This is a genomic window from Clostridiales bacterium, assembly GCA_030016385.1.
Classification (GTDB): Bacteria; Bacillota; Clostridia; order Clostridiales; family Oxobacteraceae; genus JASEJN01.
The window spans coordinates 39,671-56,244 of the sequence record JASEJN010000002.1 but is presented as its reverse complement, the minus strand read 5'-3'; the positions used below and the strand labels follow the sequence as shown (position 1 = coordinate 56,244).

The following is a 16,574-nucleotide window of genomic DNA, read 5'->3' as shown; positions in this document are numbered from 1 at the left end:
TGCTAAGGGAGGATATAAAATGGCGAAAGCTCATTACGAAAGAACCAAACCACATGTAAATATTGGAACTATTGGCCATGTTGATCATGGTAAGACTACTTTGACAGCTGCTATAACTTATGTTTTAGCAAAATCGGGTAGAGCACAGGCAACAAAATATGACGAAATCGATAAGGCCCCTGAGGAAAAAGCAAGAGGAATAACAATAAACACGGCTCATGTTGAGTATGAGACTGATAAAAGGCACTACGCCCATGTTGACTGCCCGGGACATGCAGATTATATAAAGAACATGATTACCGGAGCGGCACAAATGGATGGTGCGATACTTGTGGTATCAGCAGCAGATGGACCCATGCCGCAGACAAGGGAGCACATACTTTTAGCGAGGCAGGTTGGAGTACCATACATCATAGTATTTCTTAACAAATCGGATATGGTAGATGATCCGGAGCTTATCGAACTAGTGGAGATGGAAGTAAGGGATTTGCTGAATGAATATGGTTTTCCAGGGGATAAGACACCGATAATCGTAGGTTCAGCATTAAAAGCGTTGGAGAACCCGGATGATCCGAAATGGACGAAACCCATATATGATTTATTGGATGCAATAGATTCATATATACCGACGCCGAAGAGGGAAACCGACAAGCCGTTCCTGATGCCAGTAGAGGATGTATTTACAATTACAGGACGTGGGACAGTAGCAACAGGAAGAGTTGAGAGAGGGACATTAAAAGTCGGCGACGAAGTAGAGGTAGTAGGACTGAAGAGTGAGAAGCTAAAGTCAGTTGTAACAGGGGTTGAGATGTTCAGGAAGACTTTGGACCAGGCGCAGGCAGGGGACAATATCGGAGCTTTGCTGAGAGGCATTGACAGGGAGCAGATAGAAAGAGGTCAGGTACTGGCAAAGCCGGGTACAGTTCATCCGCACATGCATTACAAAGGCCAGGTATATGTGCTTAAGAAAGAAGAGGGAGGAAGACACACCCCATTTTTTAACGGATACAGGCCGCAGTTTTATTTCAGGACAACAGATGTTACAGGCACGATAAAGTTACCTGAAGGAGTAGAGATGGTTATGCCTGGAGATCATATCACGATGGAAGTTGAACTGATCACACCCATAGCTATGGAAGAAGGATTAAGGTTTGCTATCCGTGAAGGCGGACATACGGTTGGAGCGGGAGTCGTTTCCGAAATCCTTGATAAATAATATTAAAGATGCAGATAGTAAGGAAAGAGGAATATAATTCCTCTTTCTATTGCTACTTTTTGTGTACAGTAATTCATAATTTTATAAATGAAATTTTTTACAAACAGAAGGTTTAACGAATTGAAGTTTTTGTAGTTTTCAATTCGCAATTTGAAATCAGGCATAAATTAGGATTATGTTATTTTGAGCGATGAATGAGTGTTCAAAATAACATAGAGTTCATATTACGAGTCGAAACTTTTTGTAGTATAAACTCTTGTTTTATGTTGTGACATGTAGTAAAATATAAGAGTTGTAATTGTGTGGACTGCTATGAAGCAAGAGGTTGCTGATTTTTCAGGGAATTCTTGTGGAGAATGTCCGAAGAAGTAATCGGGCGACGGGGAATAATACCGTAGAGGTGATTTTTTTTGCTGTTTTAATGAAACACCTGGTACAGTGTACGGTTATTCCATGTCGTACGTAAGAATTTAAGCGTGCGATGATGAAGGAGGTTGTAAAAATGGCAAATCAAAAAATAAGGATCAGATTAAAGGCTTTTGACCACGATATACTCGATCAATCGGCTGAAAAGATTGTTGATACTGCTAAGAAGACCGGTGCAAAGGTTTCAGGCCCTATCCCACTGCCTACTGAAAAAGATACGGTTACAGTACTTAGAGCACCCCATAAATATAAGGACTCAAGAGAGCAGTTTGAGATAAGAACCCATAAAAGGCTGATTGATATATTAAGCCCAACACCGAAGACGGTTGATGCTTTAATGAGATTAGATCTTCCTGCAGGTGTTGACATAGAAATTAAATTATAGTGTCCGATAGATTCGTTATTTGAGAACTATTATGACCGCTATTGCGATCCGCTAATACGTTTAGGAGGTGTAGTTAATTGAGAAAAGCAATAATTGGCAAAAAAATTGGTATGACACAGATTTTCGATGAATCAGGTAAAGCTATACCAGTATCTGTTGTACTTGCAGGACCATGCTTTGTAGTTCAAAAGAAAACAGCTGAAAAAGATGGTTATAATGCTTTACAGGTAGGATTTGAGGATGTAAGGGATAAACTGGTAAATAAGCCCATGAAGGGTCATTTCGCGAAATCAAATATATCCCCCAAGAGGTTTTTAAGAGAGCTTCGGCTTGAAAATACTGAAAACATGAATGCCGGTGATGTAATAAAGGCAGACATTTTCAAAAAGGGCGAAAAGGTAGATGTCAGCGGGGTTTCTAAAGGAAAGGGATTTCAGGGGACAATTAGAAGATGGAATGCTCACAGAGGTCCTATGGCGCACGGCTCTAAATATCACAGGGCGGTTGGCTCCATGGGAGCATCTTCGTTTCCATCCAGAACATTTAAAAATAAACATATGCCTGGGCATATGGGGAATAAAAATGTTACAGTTTTGGACCTTGAAGTTGTAAGAGCAGACGCAGAGAAAAATTTGATACTTATAAAAGGCGGAATTCCTGGACCCCAAAAAGGTCTGGTTTTGATCAAGGATTCTGTTAAAGCTATATAGTATTATGGAAAGGAGGATGCAATATGCCTAAATCAGCTTTATATAATATAAAGGGTGAACAAGTAGGAGAAATAGAACTTGCGGATAATGTATTTGCAGTAGAAGTAAATAAAGAGGCTGTACATCAGGTCGTGAAGATGCAGCTTGCAAATAAAAGACAAGGGAGCCAATCCACACTAACAAGGGGAGAAGTTTCAGGTGGAGGCATCAAACCTTGGAGGCAAAAGGGTACCGGCCGTGCAAGACAGGGATCAATCAGGTCACCACAGTGGATACATGGCGGTGTGGTGTTTGCTCCAAAGCCTAGGGACTATAGTTATACTCTTCCAAAGAAAATTAAAAGGCTTGCAATGAAGTCAGCGCTTTCATCGAAGGTTAATGATAAAGAAATAATAGTGCTCGATCAATTATCTTTGGATGAACCAAAAACAAAGGTTGTTTCGGATATGCTAAAATCATTCGATGCTAAAGGGGCATTGATAGTTGTTCCTGTAAAAGACGATGCTGTTTATAAATCGGTGAGGAATATTGAAGGTGCAGCAGTACTTCCTGTAAACAATCTCAATGTTTATGACATATTGAAATATGATAAGTTTATTATAACCAAGGAAGCCGTATCCAAAGTGGAGGAGGTGCTGGCATAATGGAAAGTATCTATGATGTTATTAAAAGACCGATAGTTACTGAGAAAAGTATGGCTGCGATGGGTAACAGGAAATACACATTTGCAGTTGACATAAATGCAAATAAAATAGAAATAAAAAATGCCGTAGAAAAAATATTCGGTGTTAAAGTACAAAGGGTAGCAACAATGCATATACCCGGGAAAGAAAAAAGAGTCGGAGTTCATGTCGGCAAGAGGCCGGATTGGAAAAAGGCAATAGTCACATTGACTCCGGATAGCAAAACGATCGAACTATTTCAGTCTAAATAGGGCTACAGAAGGAGGGAATTTAGATGGCTATAAAGGCATATAAACCTACCTCACCAGGAAGAAGAGGAATGACCGTTTCGACATATGAAGAGATTACAAAAACCAAACCTGAGAAATCTCTTCTGGTTTCGTTAAAGAGAACTGGTGGGAGAAATGCACAGGGTAAGATTTCAGTTCGCCATATAGGCGGTGGAAATAAAAGACAGTATAGATTAATTGATTTTAAAAGGAATAAAGACGGAGTACCCGCAAAAGTCGCTTCTATAGAATATGATCCAAACAGGACATCTTATATTGCATTATTGAATTATGCGGACGGAGAAAAAAGATATATCGTAGCGCCTGAAGAGCTTAAAGTCGGCGATACGGTGATATCCGGCGAAAATGTTGACATAAAGACAGGAAATGCTCTTCCTTTAAAGAGTATACCTGTGGGTACTTTTATTTATAATATTGAATTGAAAGCAGGAAAAGGAGGCCAGCTCGTTAGAGCGGCGGGAAATAACGCACAGTTGATGGCTAAAGAAGGAGATTATGCGCAGATAAGGCTGCCTTCCGGAGAAGTCAGGATGGTAAGGCTGGAATGCAGAGCGACGATAGGTACAGTCGGGAATGCTACCAACGAGATCATAAACATAGGCAAGGCCGGCAGGAAAAGGCATATGGGCATAAGGCCAACAGTTAGAGGGTCCGTTATGAACCCTGTAGACCATCCTCATGGTGGCGGTGAAGGTAAAGCACCTGTAGGGCATCCGGGACCGATGACGCCTTGGGGCAAACCTGCATTAGGATATAAGACGAGAAAACATCATAAATATTCCAGCAGATTTATAATCAAGCGTAAAAATGATAAGTAGAAATCGATAACCTTAATGAAGGGAGGCAAGTAATTTGGGCAGATCACTAAAAAAAGGACCTTTTGTTCAAGAGTCGCTGCTTAAAAAGATAGTCGATATGAACAAAAAAGGCGAGAAAAAGGTAATCAAAACCTGGTCAAGAAGCTCAACGGTATTCCCCCAGATGGTGGGACACACGATAGCCGTACATGATGGTAAAAAGCATGTTCCAGTTTATATAACAGAAGATATGGTAGGACACAGATTAGGTGAGTTTGCTGCGACAAGGACGTTTAAAGGGCACGGCGCTCATGTCGAGAAATCTACAGAATTGAAATAACCTTGTAAAGGAGGTAAAGTAATGGAAGCTAAAGCTATAGCCAAATATGTGAGAATATCTCCAAGAAAAGTTAATATAATTTTAAAGCTTATAAGAGGTAAAGATGTAAAAGAGGCATTAGCAATATTAAAGTTTACGCCGAAGTCCGCATCCGAAATAGTGACTAAAGTCATAAAGTCAGCTGTAGCAAATGCGGAAAATAACCACGAAATGAATCCGGATAATTTATACATTGCTAAGACTTATGCAGATGAAGGACCGATTTTAAAAAGATTCCAGCCTCATGCACAGGGCAGGGCATTCAGGATTAATAAGAGGTCCAGTCATATAACTGTTGTCGTAAAAGAAAGAGAAAGAGCATAAAGGAGGGATATATATTGGGTCAGAAAGTACATCCGCATGGATTTAGGGTCGGTGTTATAAAGGATTGGGATGCTAAATGGTATGCAAGCAATCGTAATTTTGCAGACCTTTTAGTTGAAGATAATAGGATAAGAAAATATATAAAGTCAAAACTTTATACTGCCGGAATATCGAAGACCGAAATTGAAAGGGCAGCAAATAGAGTTAAAATCAATATTTATACGGCTAAACCGGGAATTGTCATAGGACGTGGCGGTGAAGGCGTAGATTCGATTAAGAAAGAATTAGAAAAATTAACTGGTAAAAATGTATTGATAAATATTATTGAAGTAAAGAATCCTGAAGTTGACGCTCAGCTGATTGCAGAAAATATTGCATCGCAGCTTGAAAAAAGGATATCTTTCAGGAAAGCAATGAAACAGGCTATAAACCGTGCAATGAGAGCGGGATCCAAGGGAGTTAAGACAGTTTGCGCAGGAAGGCTTGGAGGCGCTGAAATTGCAAGGAGAGAAGGATATCATGAGGGAACGATTCCACTTCAGACGTTAAGAGCAGATATTGATTACGGGTTTGCAGAAGCAGATACGACATACGGCAAAATTGGAGTGAAGGTATGGGTATACAAAGGTGAAGTTCTTCCGAAACCTAAAAAGAGTAATACAAAGACTGAAGAAGAGAAAGCTGCCAACAAGTAAGAAGGGAGGAATACTATACTATGTTAATGCCTAAGAGAGTAAAGCGTCGTAAAGTACAGCGCGGCAGAATGAAAGGTAAAGCTATGAGAGGCAATACTTTAGCATATGGTGACTACGGTTTGGTCGCATTGGAACCTGCATGGATCACAAGCCAGCAAATAGAAGCTGCCAGAATTGCTATTACAAGATATTTAAAAAGAGGCGGTAAAATCTGGATAAAGATTTTCCCTGATAAACCTGTTACTGTAAAACCTGCTGAAACACGTATGGGCTCAGGAAAAGGTTCGCCTGAATACTGGGTATCGGTAGTGAAACCAGGCAGGGTAATGTTCGAAATATCAGGTACCAGCGAGGCAGAAGCCAAAGAGGCCTGCAGGTTAGCATCATATAAACTTCCTATAAGGAGCAAGTTTGTAAGAAGGTCAGATGTTGAGGAAATGGGTGGTGAAAGCGATGAAAGCTAATGATCTGGAAATGATGAGAGGAAATGACATTTTAACGCTTAAAAATAAAGTTGATGAACTAAAGCATGAGCTTTTCAATCTGAGGTTCCAGTTAGCGACAGGGCAGCTTGAAAACCCAATGAGGATTCGTGAAGTTAAGAAATCTATAGCGCAAATAAAGACAATTATCAGAGAAAAGGAGTTAAAGTCTCTTGGTGCATAATGAAAGGAGGTTCGCTCATATGGAAAGAGCGCTCAGAAAAACCAGAATTGGAAGAGTAGTTTCCGACAAGATGGATAAGACAATTGTAGTTGCAGTCGAAACAAGAGTGCGGCATTCAGTTACTGGAAAAATAATCAATAGAACTTCAAAATTTAAAGCGCATGATGAAAATAATGAAGCCAAAATCGGCGATAAAGTTTTGATAATGGAAACAAGACCTTTAAGCAAGGAGAAAAGGTGGAGGCTTGTTGAAATAATGGAAAAGGCGCAATAATTCCTGAAGTTGAAAGGAGGGTACATCTATGATTCAACAGCAGAGCATATTAAAAGCAGCAGATAACTCAGGCGCCAAAGAGATTATGTGTATAAGGGTTTTAGGCGGTTCTAAAAGGAAAACAGGAAATATCGGCGATATAATAATTGCCAGCGTTAAGAGCGCAACACCCGGAGGTGTTGTCAAAAAGGGCGAAGTCGTAAAAGCCGTAATAGTAAGGACTGTCCAGGGTAAAAGGCGTTCGGATGGTTCATATATAAAGTTTGATGAAAATGCAGCAGTTATAATAAAAGATGATAAACAGCCAAGAGGGACCCGTATATTCGGACCTGTTGCAAGGGAGCTCAGGGAAAATGATTTTACAAAGATACTTTCGCTTGCTCCAGAAGTATTATAAACGGGGAGGTGGCTTAGATGGCATTAAAAAAAGTTCATGTTAAAAAAGGAGATACGGTAGTTGTACTTTCCGGCAAAGATAAAGATAAAAAAGGCAAGGTTGTAGAAGTTTTAAGGACTGAAGGCAAGGTTGTAGTTGAAGGAGTCAATGTGGTAGCAAAGCATGAGAAACCGGGCAAGCAAGAAAAGAAGGGCGGCATCATCCATAAGGAAGCTCCCATATACTCATCAAAAGTAGCCTTATATTGCCCTAATTGTGCCGCAGCCAGAAGGGTAAGAAACGAAGTATTAAATGATGGTACAAAAGTTAGAAAATGTGTAAAATGCGGTGAAATAATCGAAAACAAATAGCGTGAAAGGAGGAAAAGGGCATGGTTCCAAGGCTTAAAGAAAGATTCGGAAAGGAAATTATTCCTGCTTTGATGCAGAAATTTGGATATAAAAGCCCTATGCAGGTTCCAAAACTTGAAAAGGTCGTTCTGAATATGGGCGTAGGCGATGCAAGAGAGAACCCAAAAGCTTTAGATAGCGCTGCTTCAGACCTTGCGACAATCACAGGGCAGAAAGCTGTTATAACAAAAGCAAAAAAATCTATTGCTAACTTTAAGGTGAGAAAAGGGATGCCGATTGGCTGTAAGGTCACCTTAAGAGGAACGAGAATGTATGAATTCACTGATAAATTTTTAAGCGTAGCCCTTCCAAGGGTTAGAGATTTCAGAGGTGTTTCTGAGAAAGCATTTGACGGAAGAGGTAATTATTCATTTGGCGTTAAGGAACAGTTGATTTTTCCTGAAATCGAATATGATAAAGTTGATAAAGTAAGAGGGATGGACATAGTATTTGTAACAAGTGCAAAAACCGATGAAGAAGCACGTGAGCTGTTAAAATTGCTCGGGATGCCATTTGCTTCATAATTGAAGGAGGTAAGAATGTGGCAAAAAAATCATTAGTTGAAAAGTGGAAAAGAGAGCCGAAATTCTCGACTAGAGCATATACGAGATGCAGAATTTGCGGCAGACCCCACGCGGTATTGAGAAAATACGGTATATGCCGTATTTGCTTTAGAGAAATGGCATATAAAGGAGAAATTCCTGGATGCAAGAAAGCAAGTTGGTAATTCCTATTGATTGAAAGGAGGCAGAAATAATGGTTATGACTGACCCGATTGCTGATATGCTAACACGCATCAGAAATGCGAATGTAGTAAGGCATGAAACTGTTGATGTTCCGGCCTCTAACGTAAAGAGGGCAATAGCCAATATAATGTTGGAGGAAGGATTTATCAAGAATATAGAGGATTTAAAAAGCGGTTCGGTTCCGATATTGAGAGTGACGATGAAATATGATCTTAACAAAGAAAGAGTAATAAGTGGATTAAAGAGAATCAGTAAACCCGGGCTTAGGGTATATGTAAGCAAGGAAGACGTTCCTAAAGTGCTTGGAGGATTAGGTGTTGCCGTAATATCGACATCGAAGGGAATAATGACAGATAAGCAGGCAAGAAAAGAAGGCTTGGGAGGAGAAGTTCTTTGCTATATATGGTAATTTATCGATTGAGTAGGAGGTGCAACGATGTCAAGGATTGGTAAACTTCCTGTTGTGTATTCTGATAAGGTTGAAGTTACAGTAGATGGGAACAATGTAGTTACTGTGGCTGGTCCCAGAGGTACACTAAAGCGGGAAATGCATAAAGATATAATCATTAATGTCGACGAAAATGAAAGAAAAGTTATAGTTAAAAGACAGAGCGATGATAAAGAACATAAAGCACTTCATGGGCTTACCAGAGCTTTAATAAGGAACATGGTGGTTGGAGTAACAGATGGTTTTCAAAAGGTACTTGATCTTGTCGGTGTTGGATATCGTGCTCAGATGCAGGGTAAAAAATTAGTTTTGACATTAGGTTTTTCACATCCTGTAGAGGTGGATGAGGTTCCGGGAGTTACTTTTGAAACACCTGCTGCGAATAAGATCATCATTAAAGGCAATGACAAAGAGCTTGTTGGTTTAATCACGGCAAAGATAAGGGATATAAGATCTCCTGAACCTTATAAAGGCAAAGGTATAAGGTATGAGAATGAACGTGTGAAGATCAAGGAAGGCAAGACCGGTAAGAAGTAGAAAGGAGTGAGATTAGAGTGCTGAATAAGTCTGTACGCAATGAAGAAAGGCTTATGCGCCATAAGAGAGTCAGGGCTAAAATAAGCGGTACTGGCGAGCGCCCAAGACTTGACGTATACAGAAGTGAAAAAAACATATATGCACAAATAATAGATGATGAATTGGGGAAAACTTTAGTTGCCGCATCCAGTCTCGATAAAGAATTAAAAGATAAACTGGCGGTTGGGAGCAATAAGGAAGCCGCAAAGTCAGTCGGAGAGCTAATTGCTAAGAAAGCAATAGAAGCAGGAATAAAGAAAGTTGTGTTTGACAGAGGCGGATATATATATCATGGAAGAGTAAAAGAACTTGCAGAAGCTGCAAGACAGGCAGGACTTGATTTTTAAGGAGGGAAATTAATGCGAATAGATCCTAGCAACCTTGACCTAAAAGAAAAAGTAGTATTTATAAACCGTGTTGCCAAAGTTGTAAAGGGCGGACGTAATTTTAGATTTGCTGCTCTTGTTGTAGTTGGCGATAGCAATGGTCATGTAGGAGTTGGTACCGGAAAATCGACTGAAATTCCGGAAGCAATAAGAAAGGGTATTGAAGATGCGAAGAAGCATCTGATTCATGTTGCAATAGTGGGTAATACAATTCCACATAGTATAATGGGTAAGTATGATAGGGGCAGTGTTCTTATAATGCCTGCTAAAGAAGGTACGGGAATTATTGCAGGAGGTCCTGTGCGTGCTGTTCTTGAGTTGGCAGGTATAAAGGATGTCAGGGCAAAATCCCTGGGCTCAAGTAATCCCAAAAATGTAATAAATGCTGCAGTTGACGGGCTTTCAAAGTTAAAAACAGTCGAAGACGTTGCAAAACTCAGAGGTAAAACTGTGGAAGAGATATTGGGTTAGGAGTGATAACTTTGGCAAAACTTAAGATCACATTGGTTAAAAGCCTTATAGGCAGGAAGGATGACCATATAGCTACGGCTCGTGCGTTAGGTTTAAGAAAAATTAATAAAACCGTTGAATTTGAAGATACTCCGCAAGTCAGAGGTATGATAAAGAAGATAGGATATCTTTTAAAAGTTGAAGAAATACAGTAAAATATTAGATAGTATAGCAAAACATTAAGGAGGTGCAAGCACATGAAGCTTTATGAACTTAAGCCGGCACCGGGTACCAATAGGAAGACTAAAAGAAGAGGCAGGGGTACCGGTACCGGACAGGGGAAGACAGCCGGAAGAGGCCAGAATGGTCAGAATTCACGTTCAGGCGGTGGTGTAAGGCCTGGTTTTGAAGGAGGACAGATGCCACTGCACAGAAGGCTTCCAAAGGTTGGCTTTACCAATATATTCAGCAAAGAATATGAAGAAGTAAAATTATCAGATTTGAATATATTTGAGGAAGGCACTGTTGTTACTCCTGAAGTGCTTCTTGAAAAAAGAGTAATAAAGAAAAGTTTGGACGGCATTAAGATATTAGGAAATGGAGATATTACTAGAAAGTTAACTGTAAAAGCTCACAAATTCACTAAATCAGCCGCTCAGAAAATAGAAGCAGCTGGAGGAAAAGCAGAGGTGATATAGATGCTGTCAACCATACGTGATGCATGGAAGATGCCTGATTTGAGAAAAAGATTTTTATTCACCATTTTAATGCTTATTATATACAGGGGCGGTTCTTTTATACCGGTTCCTTATATTAACAAGGAAGCAGTCAAACTGATGGTATCACGAGGTTCGCTGTTTGGGTTCTTTGATATATTATCTGGAGGAGCCTTTGCAAACTTTACAATATTCGCCATGGGTGTCATACCGTATATTAACTCATCGATTATATTCAGCCTTCTTGCGATTGCGATACCCAAACTGGAACAAATGCAAAAAGAAGGGGAAGAGGGAAGAAAAAAGATTGCTCAATATACAAGGTATGGTACAATTGTGTTAGGTTTGATCCAGGCATTTTCGATATCATTACTTTTAAGGAATCAGAATGCATTGATTAAAACCGGTGCTTTTTATATTTTTATAATAATCTTAACATTGATTGCAGGAACATCGTTTTTAATGTGGCTTGGTGAGCGAATAACAGACAAGGGGATTGGAAATGGTATTTCTTTAATTATTTTTATAGGTATTATTTCCAGATATCCAAGTATGGTCGCTACTGTAGGAAATCTTTTAAGTACAAAAACTACGAACTGGCTGGAAGTAATTTTGCTGCTTGTTTTAATTATCTTTATGATAGCGGCAGTTGTAACGATGGATATGGCTGAAAGAAGAGTTCCTGTCCAATATGCTAAAAAGGTAGTCGGAAGAAAAATGTACGGAGGACAGAGCACGCATATACCGATAAACGTTAATTCGTCCAGCGTTATTGCGATTATATTTGCGATGTCTATAATGCAGTTCCCGCAGACGATAGCAGCGTTTTTCCCCGATGCTTCATGGACGAAGGCTTTTCTTACAGGCGGTTGGTTTAGCGTAAGCAGCTGGATATATTTGACGATTTACTTTTTGCTTGTTATATTCTTTACATGGTTTTATACAGGAGTAACCTTCGATACCAAAGAAATGGCCGATAACATGAAAAAGTACGGAGGTTTTGTCCCGGGGATCAGACCTGGGAAGCCAACTATGGATTATGTGCAGACCATAGTAAACAGGATTACATTAATAGGTGGTATTTTTGCAGGCATCATTGCTTTAACACCATATTTACTGGATAAATATACAGGGCTTAAAGGTCTTTATTTTGGAGGCACCTCAATATTGATTGTGGTTGGAGTCGCTCTTGAGACTGCAAAACAGGTGGAAGCCCAGATGACAATGAGAAATTATCAGGGATTTCTTAGATAAAATATTTCTATAATATGACTCAACATACAAAAAATTGGGGATGATTTAGCTATGAGAATTATACTTTTAGGACCTCCGGGAGCAGGTAAGGGTACCCAAGCGAAAAGAATAAGTAAAAAATACGATATACCACATATTTCAACGGGTGATATATTCAGGGAAAACATAAAAAATAACACTAGATTAGGTATTGAAGCAAAAAAGTTTATCGATAAAGGCCAGCTTGTGCCCGATGATGTCACGGTAGGCATTGTTGAAAACAGGATAAAATTAGAGGATTGCAAAAGCGGTTTCTTGCTGGATGGATTTCCACGGACTGTAAATCAGGCGGCAGCTTTGGATAAAATATTGATAAGTATGGATTTAAAAATAGACTATGTTATTAATATAAATGTTTCATCCAAAATTCTGGTCGAAAGGTTGAGCGGAAGAAGAGTATGTTCATCCTGCGGAGCAAGCTTTCATGTTTTATTAAATCCGCCATCGAAGGATAGCATCTGTGATAGATGCGGCGGCAGATTAATACAGCGTGAAGATGATACGGCTGAAACTGTAAATGAAAGACTGAATGTTTATAAAAAACAAACGTCTCCTTTGATTGATTATTATTCACAGGTTGGCATCTTGTATTCAGTTGATGGAGGAGAGGATATCGATAAAGTATTTGGTGATATCTGCAATATTCTAAGCAAATAGAATCATATATAAAATGAATTGAAAAAGATGAAAAACAGCATGCAGGAATGATAATGGCGGCGATATTATGTCAGTGAGGTGAATATACTTGAAGTCGGAGGGAATCGTTTTGGGACAGATAGTACACTCTAAAGCCGGCAGAGACAAAGAAAAATGTTTTATAGTCGTTGGAATAATCGATAATGAATATGTCCTGATTGCTGATGGAGATCTTAGAAAAATTGAAAAACCTAAGAAGAAAAAAATAAAGCATGTTATTATCCGGGATCTAGTTGCCGAAGATATTAAAAACAAATTCGAATATAATGTCAAAGTAAGTAATAGTGATTTAAAAAATTCACTAAAACAATTAGGCCTGATTAATGGATTAAATGGTAAGGAGGTATAATTACCTTATGTCTAAAGAAGACGTTATAGAGTTGCAGGGCACGGTTATTGAAGCTCTACCTAATGCAATGTTTCAAGTAGAATTAGAAAATGGACATAAAGTACTCGCACATATATCCGGTAAGTTAAGGATGAATTTTATTAAAATTCTTCCTGGAGATAAGGTAACCATTGAACTGTCGCCTTATGATCTGACTCGTGGGCGTATAACGTGGAGGGCAAAGTAAAGGAGGGTAAGCCATGAAAGTAAGACCATCTGTAAAACGTATATGTGAAAAGTGCAAAATAATAAAAAGGCATGGTAAAGTGATGGTTATTTGTGAAAACCCTAAACATAAACAGAGACAGGGATAATATGGATGATTAGTTTTTCGGGGAGCGGCTGTGCCGGTTATCCGGTATCCTGAAATTCTGATTTTATAAATCAAGTAATAATCTAAATGAAAAATACCAGGAGGTGTAAATTTTTAATGGCAAGAATTGCAGGGATTGATTTGCCGAGAGAAAAAAGGGTAGAAATTGGTTTGACTTATATCTTCGGTATAGGAAGACCAAGGGCAATTAAGATATTGAAGGCAACTGGTGTAGATCCTGATACAAGAGTGAAAGATCTGTCGGAAGCCGATGTCAACAAACTCAGGGAATATATAGATAAGAACTATAAGGTTGAAGGCGATTTGAGGCGGGATGTTTCTATGAGCGTTAAAAGCCTTATAGAAATTGGTTGCTATAGGGGAATACGCCATAGAAGAAGTTTGCCGGTAAGAGGGCAGAGGACCAAGACAAATGCAAGGACGAGAAAAGGTCCAAAGAAGACAGTCGGCGCTAAGAAGAGCAAGGAAATCAAGGAATAAGGAGGGAAATGAATGGCGTCTCAAACTACTACAAAAGCTAAAAAAATTGTACGTAAGAGAAAAGAGCGTAAAAATGTAGAACGTGGTGCAGCACATATTAAATCCACTTTTAATAATACAATAGTAACTTTGACCGATACAACAGGCAGTGCACTGTCATGGTCGAGTTCCGGAGCTTTAGGATTTAAAGGCTCAAGGAAGAGTACTCCATATGCTGCTCAAATGGCGGCAGAAACTGCTGCTAAAGCAGCTATAGAACATGGTTTAAAAACAGTTGAAGTATATGTTAAAGGCCCGGGTGCAGGAAGAGAAGCGGCTATTAGATCCCTGCAAGCAGCAGGATTGGAAGTCAGCTTGATTAAAGATGTTACTCCAATTCCACATAATGGCTGCAGGCCGCCTAAACGCAGAAGAGTATAACTTTAAGGAGGTGCAGATATGGCAAGATATACAGGACCGGTTTGCAGGTTATGCAGAAGAGAAGGTATAAAATTATATTTAAAAGGTGATAAGTGCTATTCAGATAAATGTCCTGTCGCTAAGAGAGCATATGCTCCAGGACAGCATGGCCAGAGCAGAAAGAAGCTTTCAAACTATGGTTTACAGCTCAGGGAAAAACAAAAGGCAAAGAGGATTTATGGAATACTTGAAACACAGTTTAGAGGATATTATAGAAAAGCCGATAAGAAGAAAGGCATAACAGGTGAGAACCTATTGAAAATGCTTGAAATGAGGCTGGATAATGTTATATTCCGTTTAGGCTTTGCAAATTCAAGAGCTGAAGCCAGGCAGTTAGTAAGACACGAACATTTTTCAGTAAATGGTAGTAAGGTAAATATTCCTTCATACCAGGTAAAAGTGGGAGATGTAATAGCTGTCAGAGAATCAAGTAAAAACATCGATAAGTTCAAGGCTTTGGCTGAGGTATCGAAAACGGTTCCTCAATGGCTTGAAGTAAATATGGAAAGCTTAGAGGGAAAAGTCGTTGCTGAACCTAAGAGAGAAGATATTGATATACCTGTACAAGAAACACTTATCGTTGAGTTATATTCAAGATAATTGATGTAGAATTATTGCCCTCAGAATTTTAAACGAATTATGAAGGAGGGTTTCATTAGTATGATTGAAATCGAAAAGCCGAAAATAGAATGCGTTGAGACAAGTGAGGATGGAAGCTATGGCAAATTTGTCATAGAGCCTCTTGAGAGGGGTTATGGCATAACCCTTGGGAATTCATTAAGGAGAATATTATTGTCGTCTCTTCCAGGCGCAGCAGTAACTTCCATTAAGATAGATGGTGTACTTCATGAGTTTTCAACAGTTCCTGGGGTAAAGGAAGATGTAGTTGAGCTGGTTCTTAATCTAAAGGAGCTTGCTTTAAAGATAAATGGCGAGGGCCCTAGAACAATGTATATAGATGCAAAGGGTGAAGGAGAGGTAACAGCAGGCGATATCAAAACCGAAGGCGATGTAGAAATAGTCAATAAGGATCTCCATATCGCAACTTTAAATGAAGATGCGAGATTATATATGGAAATCAATATAAATAAAGGCAGAGGCTATGTTTCTTCGGAAAAGAATAAAGAGCCTAACCAGCCTATAGGCGTTATCCCTGTTGATTCTATCTATACCCCGGTAAAAAGGGTCAACTATTCTGTAGAGGATACCCGTGTTGGTCAGGTAACAGACTATGATAGGCTTATATTTGAGATATGGACTAATAGTACTATAAAGCCTGACGAAGCATTAAGCTTAGCTGCAAAGATATTGATTGAGCATTTGAAGTTATTTATGACCTTAACCGACCATGTGACAGATGTCAATATAATGGTGGAGAAGGAAGAAGATAAAAAAGAAAAAGTGCTTGATATGACTATCGAGGAGCTGGATCTTTCTGTGAGATCTTATAATTGTCTGAAAAGGGCAGGAATAAATACTGTCGAAGAACTCACCCAGAAAACTGAAGAAGATATGATGAAAGTTAGAAACTTAGGGAAGAAATCCCTTGAAGAAGTTGAACAAAAGTTAGATGCATTAGGCTTAAGCTTAAAACAAAGTGAAGAGTAACAAAGGAGGGGAGACATATGGCAGCGCACAGAAAGTTAGGCCGTCCGACCAACGAGAGAGTAGCGATGTTAAGAAATCTTACCACAAGCTTTCTGCTACATGGTAAAATTCATACAACAGAGATGAGAGCTAAGGAAGTTAGAAGTTTAGCAGAAAAGATGATAACACTGGCTAAGAGGGGAGACCTTCATGCAAGGAGACAGGTTATTTCATATTTACTTGATGAAAAGGTGGTAACCGACTTATTTACTAAGGTGGCACCGAAATATACCGAAAAGAAAGGCGGTTATACCAGAATATTAAAGGAAGGGCCAAGACGTGGTGATTCCGCAGAAATGGTTATTCTGGAACTTGTCTGATACT

32 protein-coding genes are annotated in these 16,574 nt (G+C 39.2%); all 32 read left to right on the top strand.

Annotated elements, in window-relative coordinates:
* Positions 1–19 precede the first annotated feature (19 nt).
* The 32 genes from tuf to rplQ all read left to right on the top strand — a co-directional run bounded on the left by tuf (position 20) and on the right by rplQ (position 16,570).
* Entirely contained in the window at positions 20–1,216 is a 1,197-nt protein-coding gene (gene tuf / locus QME45_00870) for an elongation factor Tu (protein MDI6617212.1), read from the top strand.
* 502 nt (positions 1,217–1,718) lie between these two features.
* Complete coding sequence (rpsJ, locus tag QME45_00865) at positions 1,719–2,027, top strand: 30S ribosomal protein S10 (protein ID MDI6617211.1); 309 nt, start codon at positions 1,719–1,721, stop codon at positions 2,025–2,027.
* Between the two features lie 77 nt (positions 2,028–2,104).
* Positions 2,105–2,737: a 50S ribosomal protein L3 gene (gene rplC / locus QME45_00860; protein MDI6617210.1), complete on the top strand. Its 633-nt coding sequence runs from the start codon at positions 2,105–2,107 to the stop codon at positions 2,735–2,737.
* 23 nt (positions 2,738–2,760) lie between these two features.
* Positions 2,761–3,381 (top strand): 50S ribosomal protein L4, encoded by a 621-nt coding sequence (rplD, locus tag QME45_00855; protein MDI6617209.1) that lies wholly within the window; start codon positions 2,761–2,763, stop codon positions 3,379–3,381.
* On the top strand, positions 3,378–3,671 hold the full coding sequence (gene rplW, locus QME45_00850; GenBank protein ID MDI6617208.1) for a 50S ribosomal protein L23: 294 nt from the start codon (positions 3,378–3,380) through the stop codon (positions 3,669–3,671). The genes rplD and rplW overlap by 4 nt, the downstream gene beginning before the upstream one ends.
* 23 nt (positions 3,672–3,694) lie before the next feature.
* On the top strand, positions 3,695–4,528 hold the full coding sequence (gene rplB, locus QME45_00845; GenBank protein ID MDI6617207.1) for a 50S ribosomal protein L2: 834 nt from the start codon (positions 3,695–3,697) through the stop codon (positions 4,526–4,528).
* 34 nt (positions 4,529–4,562) lie between these two features.
* Positions 4,563–4,847 (top strand): 30S ribosomal protein S19, encoded by a 285-nt coding sequence (rpsS, locus tag QME45_00840; GenBank protein ID MDI6617206.1) that lies wholly within the window; start codon positions 4,563–4,565, stop codon positions 4,845–4,847.
* 21 nt (positions 4,848–4,868) lie between these two features.
* A complete protein-coding gene (gene rplV, locus QME45_00835; GenBank protein MDI6617205.1) occupies positions 4,869–5,210 on the top strand; it encodes a 50S ribosomal protein L22 in 342 nt (113 codons plus the stop codon).
* 14 nt (positions 5,211–5,224) lie between these two features.
* Entirely contained in the window at positions 5,225–5,905 is a 681-nt protein-coding gene (gene rpsC / locus QME45_00830; GenBank protein MDI6617204.1) for a 30S ribosomal protein S3, read from the top strand.
* Between the two features lie 20 nt (positions 5,906–5,925).
* A complete protein-coding gene (gene rplP / locus QME45_00825; protein MDI6617203.1) occupies positions 5,926–6,369 on the top strand; it encodes a 50S ribosomal protein L16 in 444 nt (147 codons plus the stop codon).
* Positions 6,359–6,571 carry a 50S ribosomal protein L29 gene (rpmC, locus tag QME45_00820; GenBank protein ID MDI6617202.1) on the top strand — a complete coding sequence of 71 codons (213 nt, stop codon included), beginning with the start codon at positions 6,359–6,361 and terminating at the stop codon, positions 6,569–6,571. Before rplP ends, rpmC begins: the two co-directional genes overlap by 11 nt.
* Before the next feature lie 19 nt (positions 6,572–6,590).
* Positions 6,591–6,845, top strand: a complete 255-nt coding sequence (rpsQ, locus tag QME45_00815) for a 30S ribosomal protein S17 (protein MDI6617201.1) — start codon at positions 6,591–6,593, stop codon at positions 6,843–6,845.
* A 28-nt stretch (positions 6,846–6,873) separates the two neighbouring features.
* Positions 6,874–7,242, top strand: coding sequence for a 50S ribosomal protein L14 (gene rplN, locus QME45_00810; GenBank protein MDI6617200.1), 369 nt, complete (start codon positions 6,874–6,876; stop codon positions 7,240–7,242).
* A gap of 17 nt (positions 7,243–7,259) precedes the next feature.
* Complete coding sequence (gene rplX, locus QME45_00805) at positions 7,260–7,592, top strand: 50S ribosomal protein L24 (GenBank protein MDI6617199.1); 333 nt, start codon at positions 7,260–7,262, stop codon at positions 7,590–7,592.
* 20 nt (positions 7,593–7,612) lie between these two features.
* Positions 7,613–8,155, top strand: coding sequence for a 50S ribosomal protein L5 (gene rplE, locus QME45_00800; GenBank protein ID MDI6617198.1), 543 nt, complete (start codon positions 7,613–7,615; stop codon positions 8,153–8,155).
* Between the two features lie 17 nt (positions 8,156–8,172).
* The gene (locus QME45_00795; protein ID MDI6617197.1) at positions 8,173–8,358 is read left to right on the top strand and encodes a type Z 30S ribosomal protein S14; all 186 of its coding nucleotides are present in this window, start codon (positions 8,173–8,175) and stop codon (positions 8,356–8,358) included.
* 29 nt (positions 8,359–8,387) lie between these two features.
* Positions 8,388–8,786 (top strand): 30S ribosomal protein S8, encoded by a 399-nt coding sequence (gene rpsH / locus QME45_00790; GenBank protein ID MDI6617196.1) that lies wholly within the window; start codon positions 8,388–8,390, stop codon positions 8,784–8,786.
* A gap of 27 nt (positions 8,787–8,813) precedes the next feature.
* Entirely contained in the window at positions 8,814–9,362 is a 549-nt protein-coding gene (gene rplF / locus QME45_00785) for a 50S ribosomal protein L6 (GenBank protein MDI6617195.1), read from the top strand.
* A 17-nt stretch (positions 9,363–9,379) separates the two neighbouring features.
* The gene (rplR, locus tag QME45_00780) at positions 9,380–9,748 is read left to right on the top strand and encodes a 50S ribosomal protein L18 (protein ID MDI6617194.1); all 369 of its coding nucleotides are present in this window, start codon (positions 9,380–9,382) and stop codon (positions 9,746–9,748) included.
* A gap of 12 nt (positions 9,749–9,760) precedes the next feature.
* A complete protein-coding gene (rpsE, locus tag QME45_00775) occupies positions 9,761–10,258 on the top strand; it encodes a 30S ribosomal protein S5 (protein MDI6617193.1) in 498 nt (165 codons plus the stop codon).
* Between the two features lie 11 nt (positions 10,259–10,269).
* A complete protein-coding gene (gene rpmD / locus QME45_00770) occupies positions 10,270–10,452 on the top strand; it encodes a 50S ribosomal protein L30 (protein ID MDI6617192.1) in 183 nt (60 codons plus the stop codon).
* Positions 10,453–10,494: 42 nt separating this feature from the next.
* Entirely contained in the window at positions 10,495–10,935 is a 441-nt protein-coding gene (rplO, locus tag QME45_00765; protein ID MDI6617191.1) for a 50S ribosomal protein L15, read from the top strand.
* A complete protein-coding gene (secY, locus tag QME45_00760) occupies positions 10,936–12,207 on the top strand; it encodes a preprotein translocase subunit SecY (protein MDI6617190.1) in 1,272 nt (423 codons plus the stop codon).
* A gap of 51 nt (positions 12,208–12,258) precedes the next feature.
* Positions 12,259–12,903 carry an adenylate kinase gene (locus QME45_00755; protein MDI6617189.1) on the top strand — a complete coding sequence of 215 codons (645 nt, stop codon included), beginning with the start codon at positions 12,259–12,261 and terminating at the stop codon, positions 12,901–12,903.
* Between the two features lie 109 nt (positions 12,904–13,012).
* Positions 13,013–13,291 carry an RNA-binding protein gene (locus QME45_00750; protein ID MDI6617188.1) on the top strand — a complete coding sequence of 93 codons (279 nt, stop codon included), beginning with the start codon at positions 13,013–13,015 and terminating at the stop codon, positions 13,289–13,291.
* A 7-nt stretch (positions 13,292–13,298) separates the two neighbouring features.
* Positions 13,299–13,517: a translation initiation factor IF-1 gene (gene infA / locus QME45_00745; protein MDI6617187.1), complete on the top strand. Its 219-nt coding sequence runs from the start codon at positions 13,299–13,301 to the stop codon at positions 13,515–13,517.
* A 13-nt stretch (positions 13,518–13,530) separates the two neighbouring features.
* Entirely contained in the window at positions 13,531–13,644 is a 114-nt protein-coding gene (gene rpmJ, locus QME45_00740) for a 50S ribosomal protein L36 (GenBank protein ID MDI6617186.1), read from the top strand.
* Between the two features lie 116 nt (positions 13,645–13,760).
* A complete protein-coding gene (gene rpsM / locus QME45_00735; protein ID MDI6617185.1) occupies positions 13,761–14,144 on the top strand; it encodes a 30S ribosomal protein S13 in 384 nt (127 codons plus the stop codon).
* A 12-nt stretch (positions 14,145–14,156) separates the two neighbouring features.
* Positions 14,157–14,564 carry a 30S ribosomal protein S11 gene (gene rpsK, locus QME45_00730; protein MDI6617184.1) on the top strand — a complete coding sequence of 136 codons (408 nt, stop codon included), beginning with the start codon at positions 14,157–14,159 and terminating at the stop codon, positions 14,562–14,564.
* 18 nt (positions 14,565–14,582) lie between these two features.
* Complete coding sequence (gene rpsD / locus QME45_00725) at positions 14,583–15,203, top strand: 30S ribosomal protein S4 (GenBank protein ID MDI6617183.1); 621 nt, start codon at positions 14,583–14,585, stop codon at positions 15,201–15,203.
* Between the two features lie 60 nt (positions 15,204–15,263).
* Positions 15,264–16,211: a DNA-directed RNA polymerase subunit alpha gene (locus tag QME45_00720; GenBank protein ID MDI6617182.1), complete on the top strand. Its 948-nt coding sequence runs from the start codon at positions 15,264–15,266 to the stop codon at positions 16,209–16,211.
* Positions 16,212–16,228: 17 nt separating this feature from the next.
* Positions 16,229–16,570 (top strand): 50S ribosomal protein L17, encoded by a 342-nt coding sequence (rplQ, locus tag QME45_00715; GenBank protein ID MDI6617181.1) that lies wholly within the window; start codon positions 16,229–16,231, stop codon positions 16,568–16,570.
* The last annotated feature ends 4 nt before the right edge of the window (positions 16,571–16,574 follow it).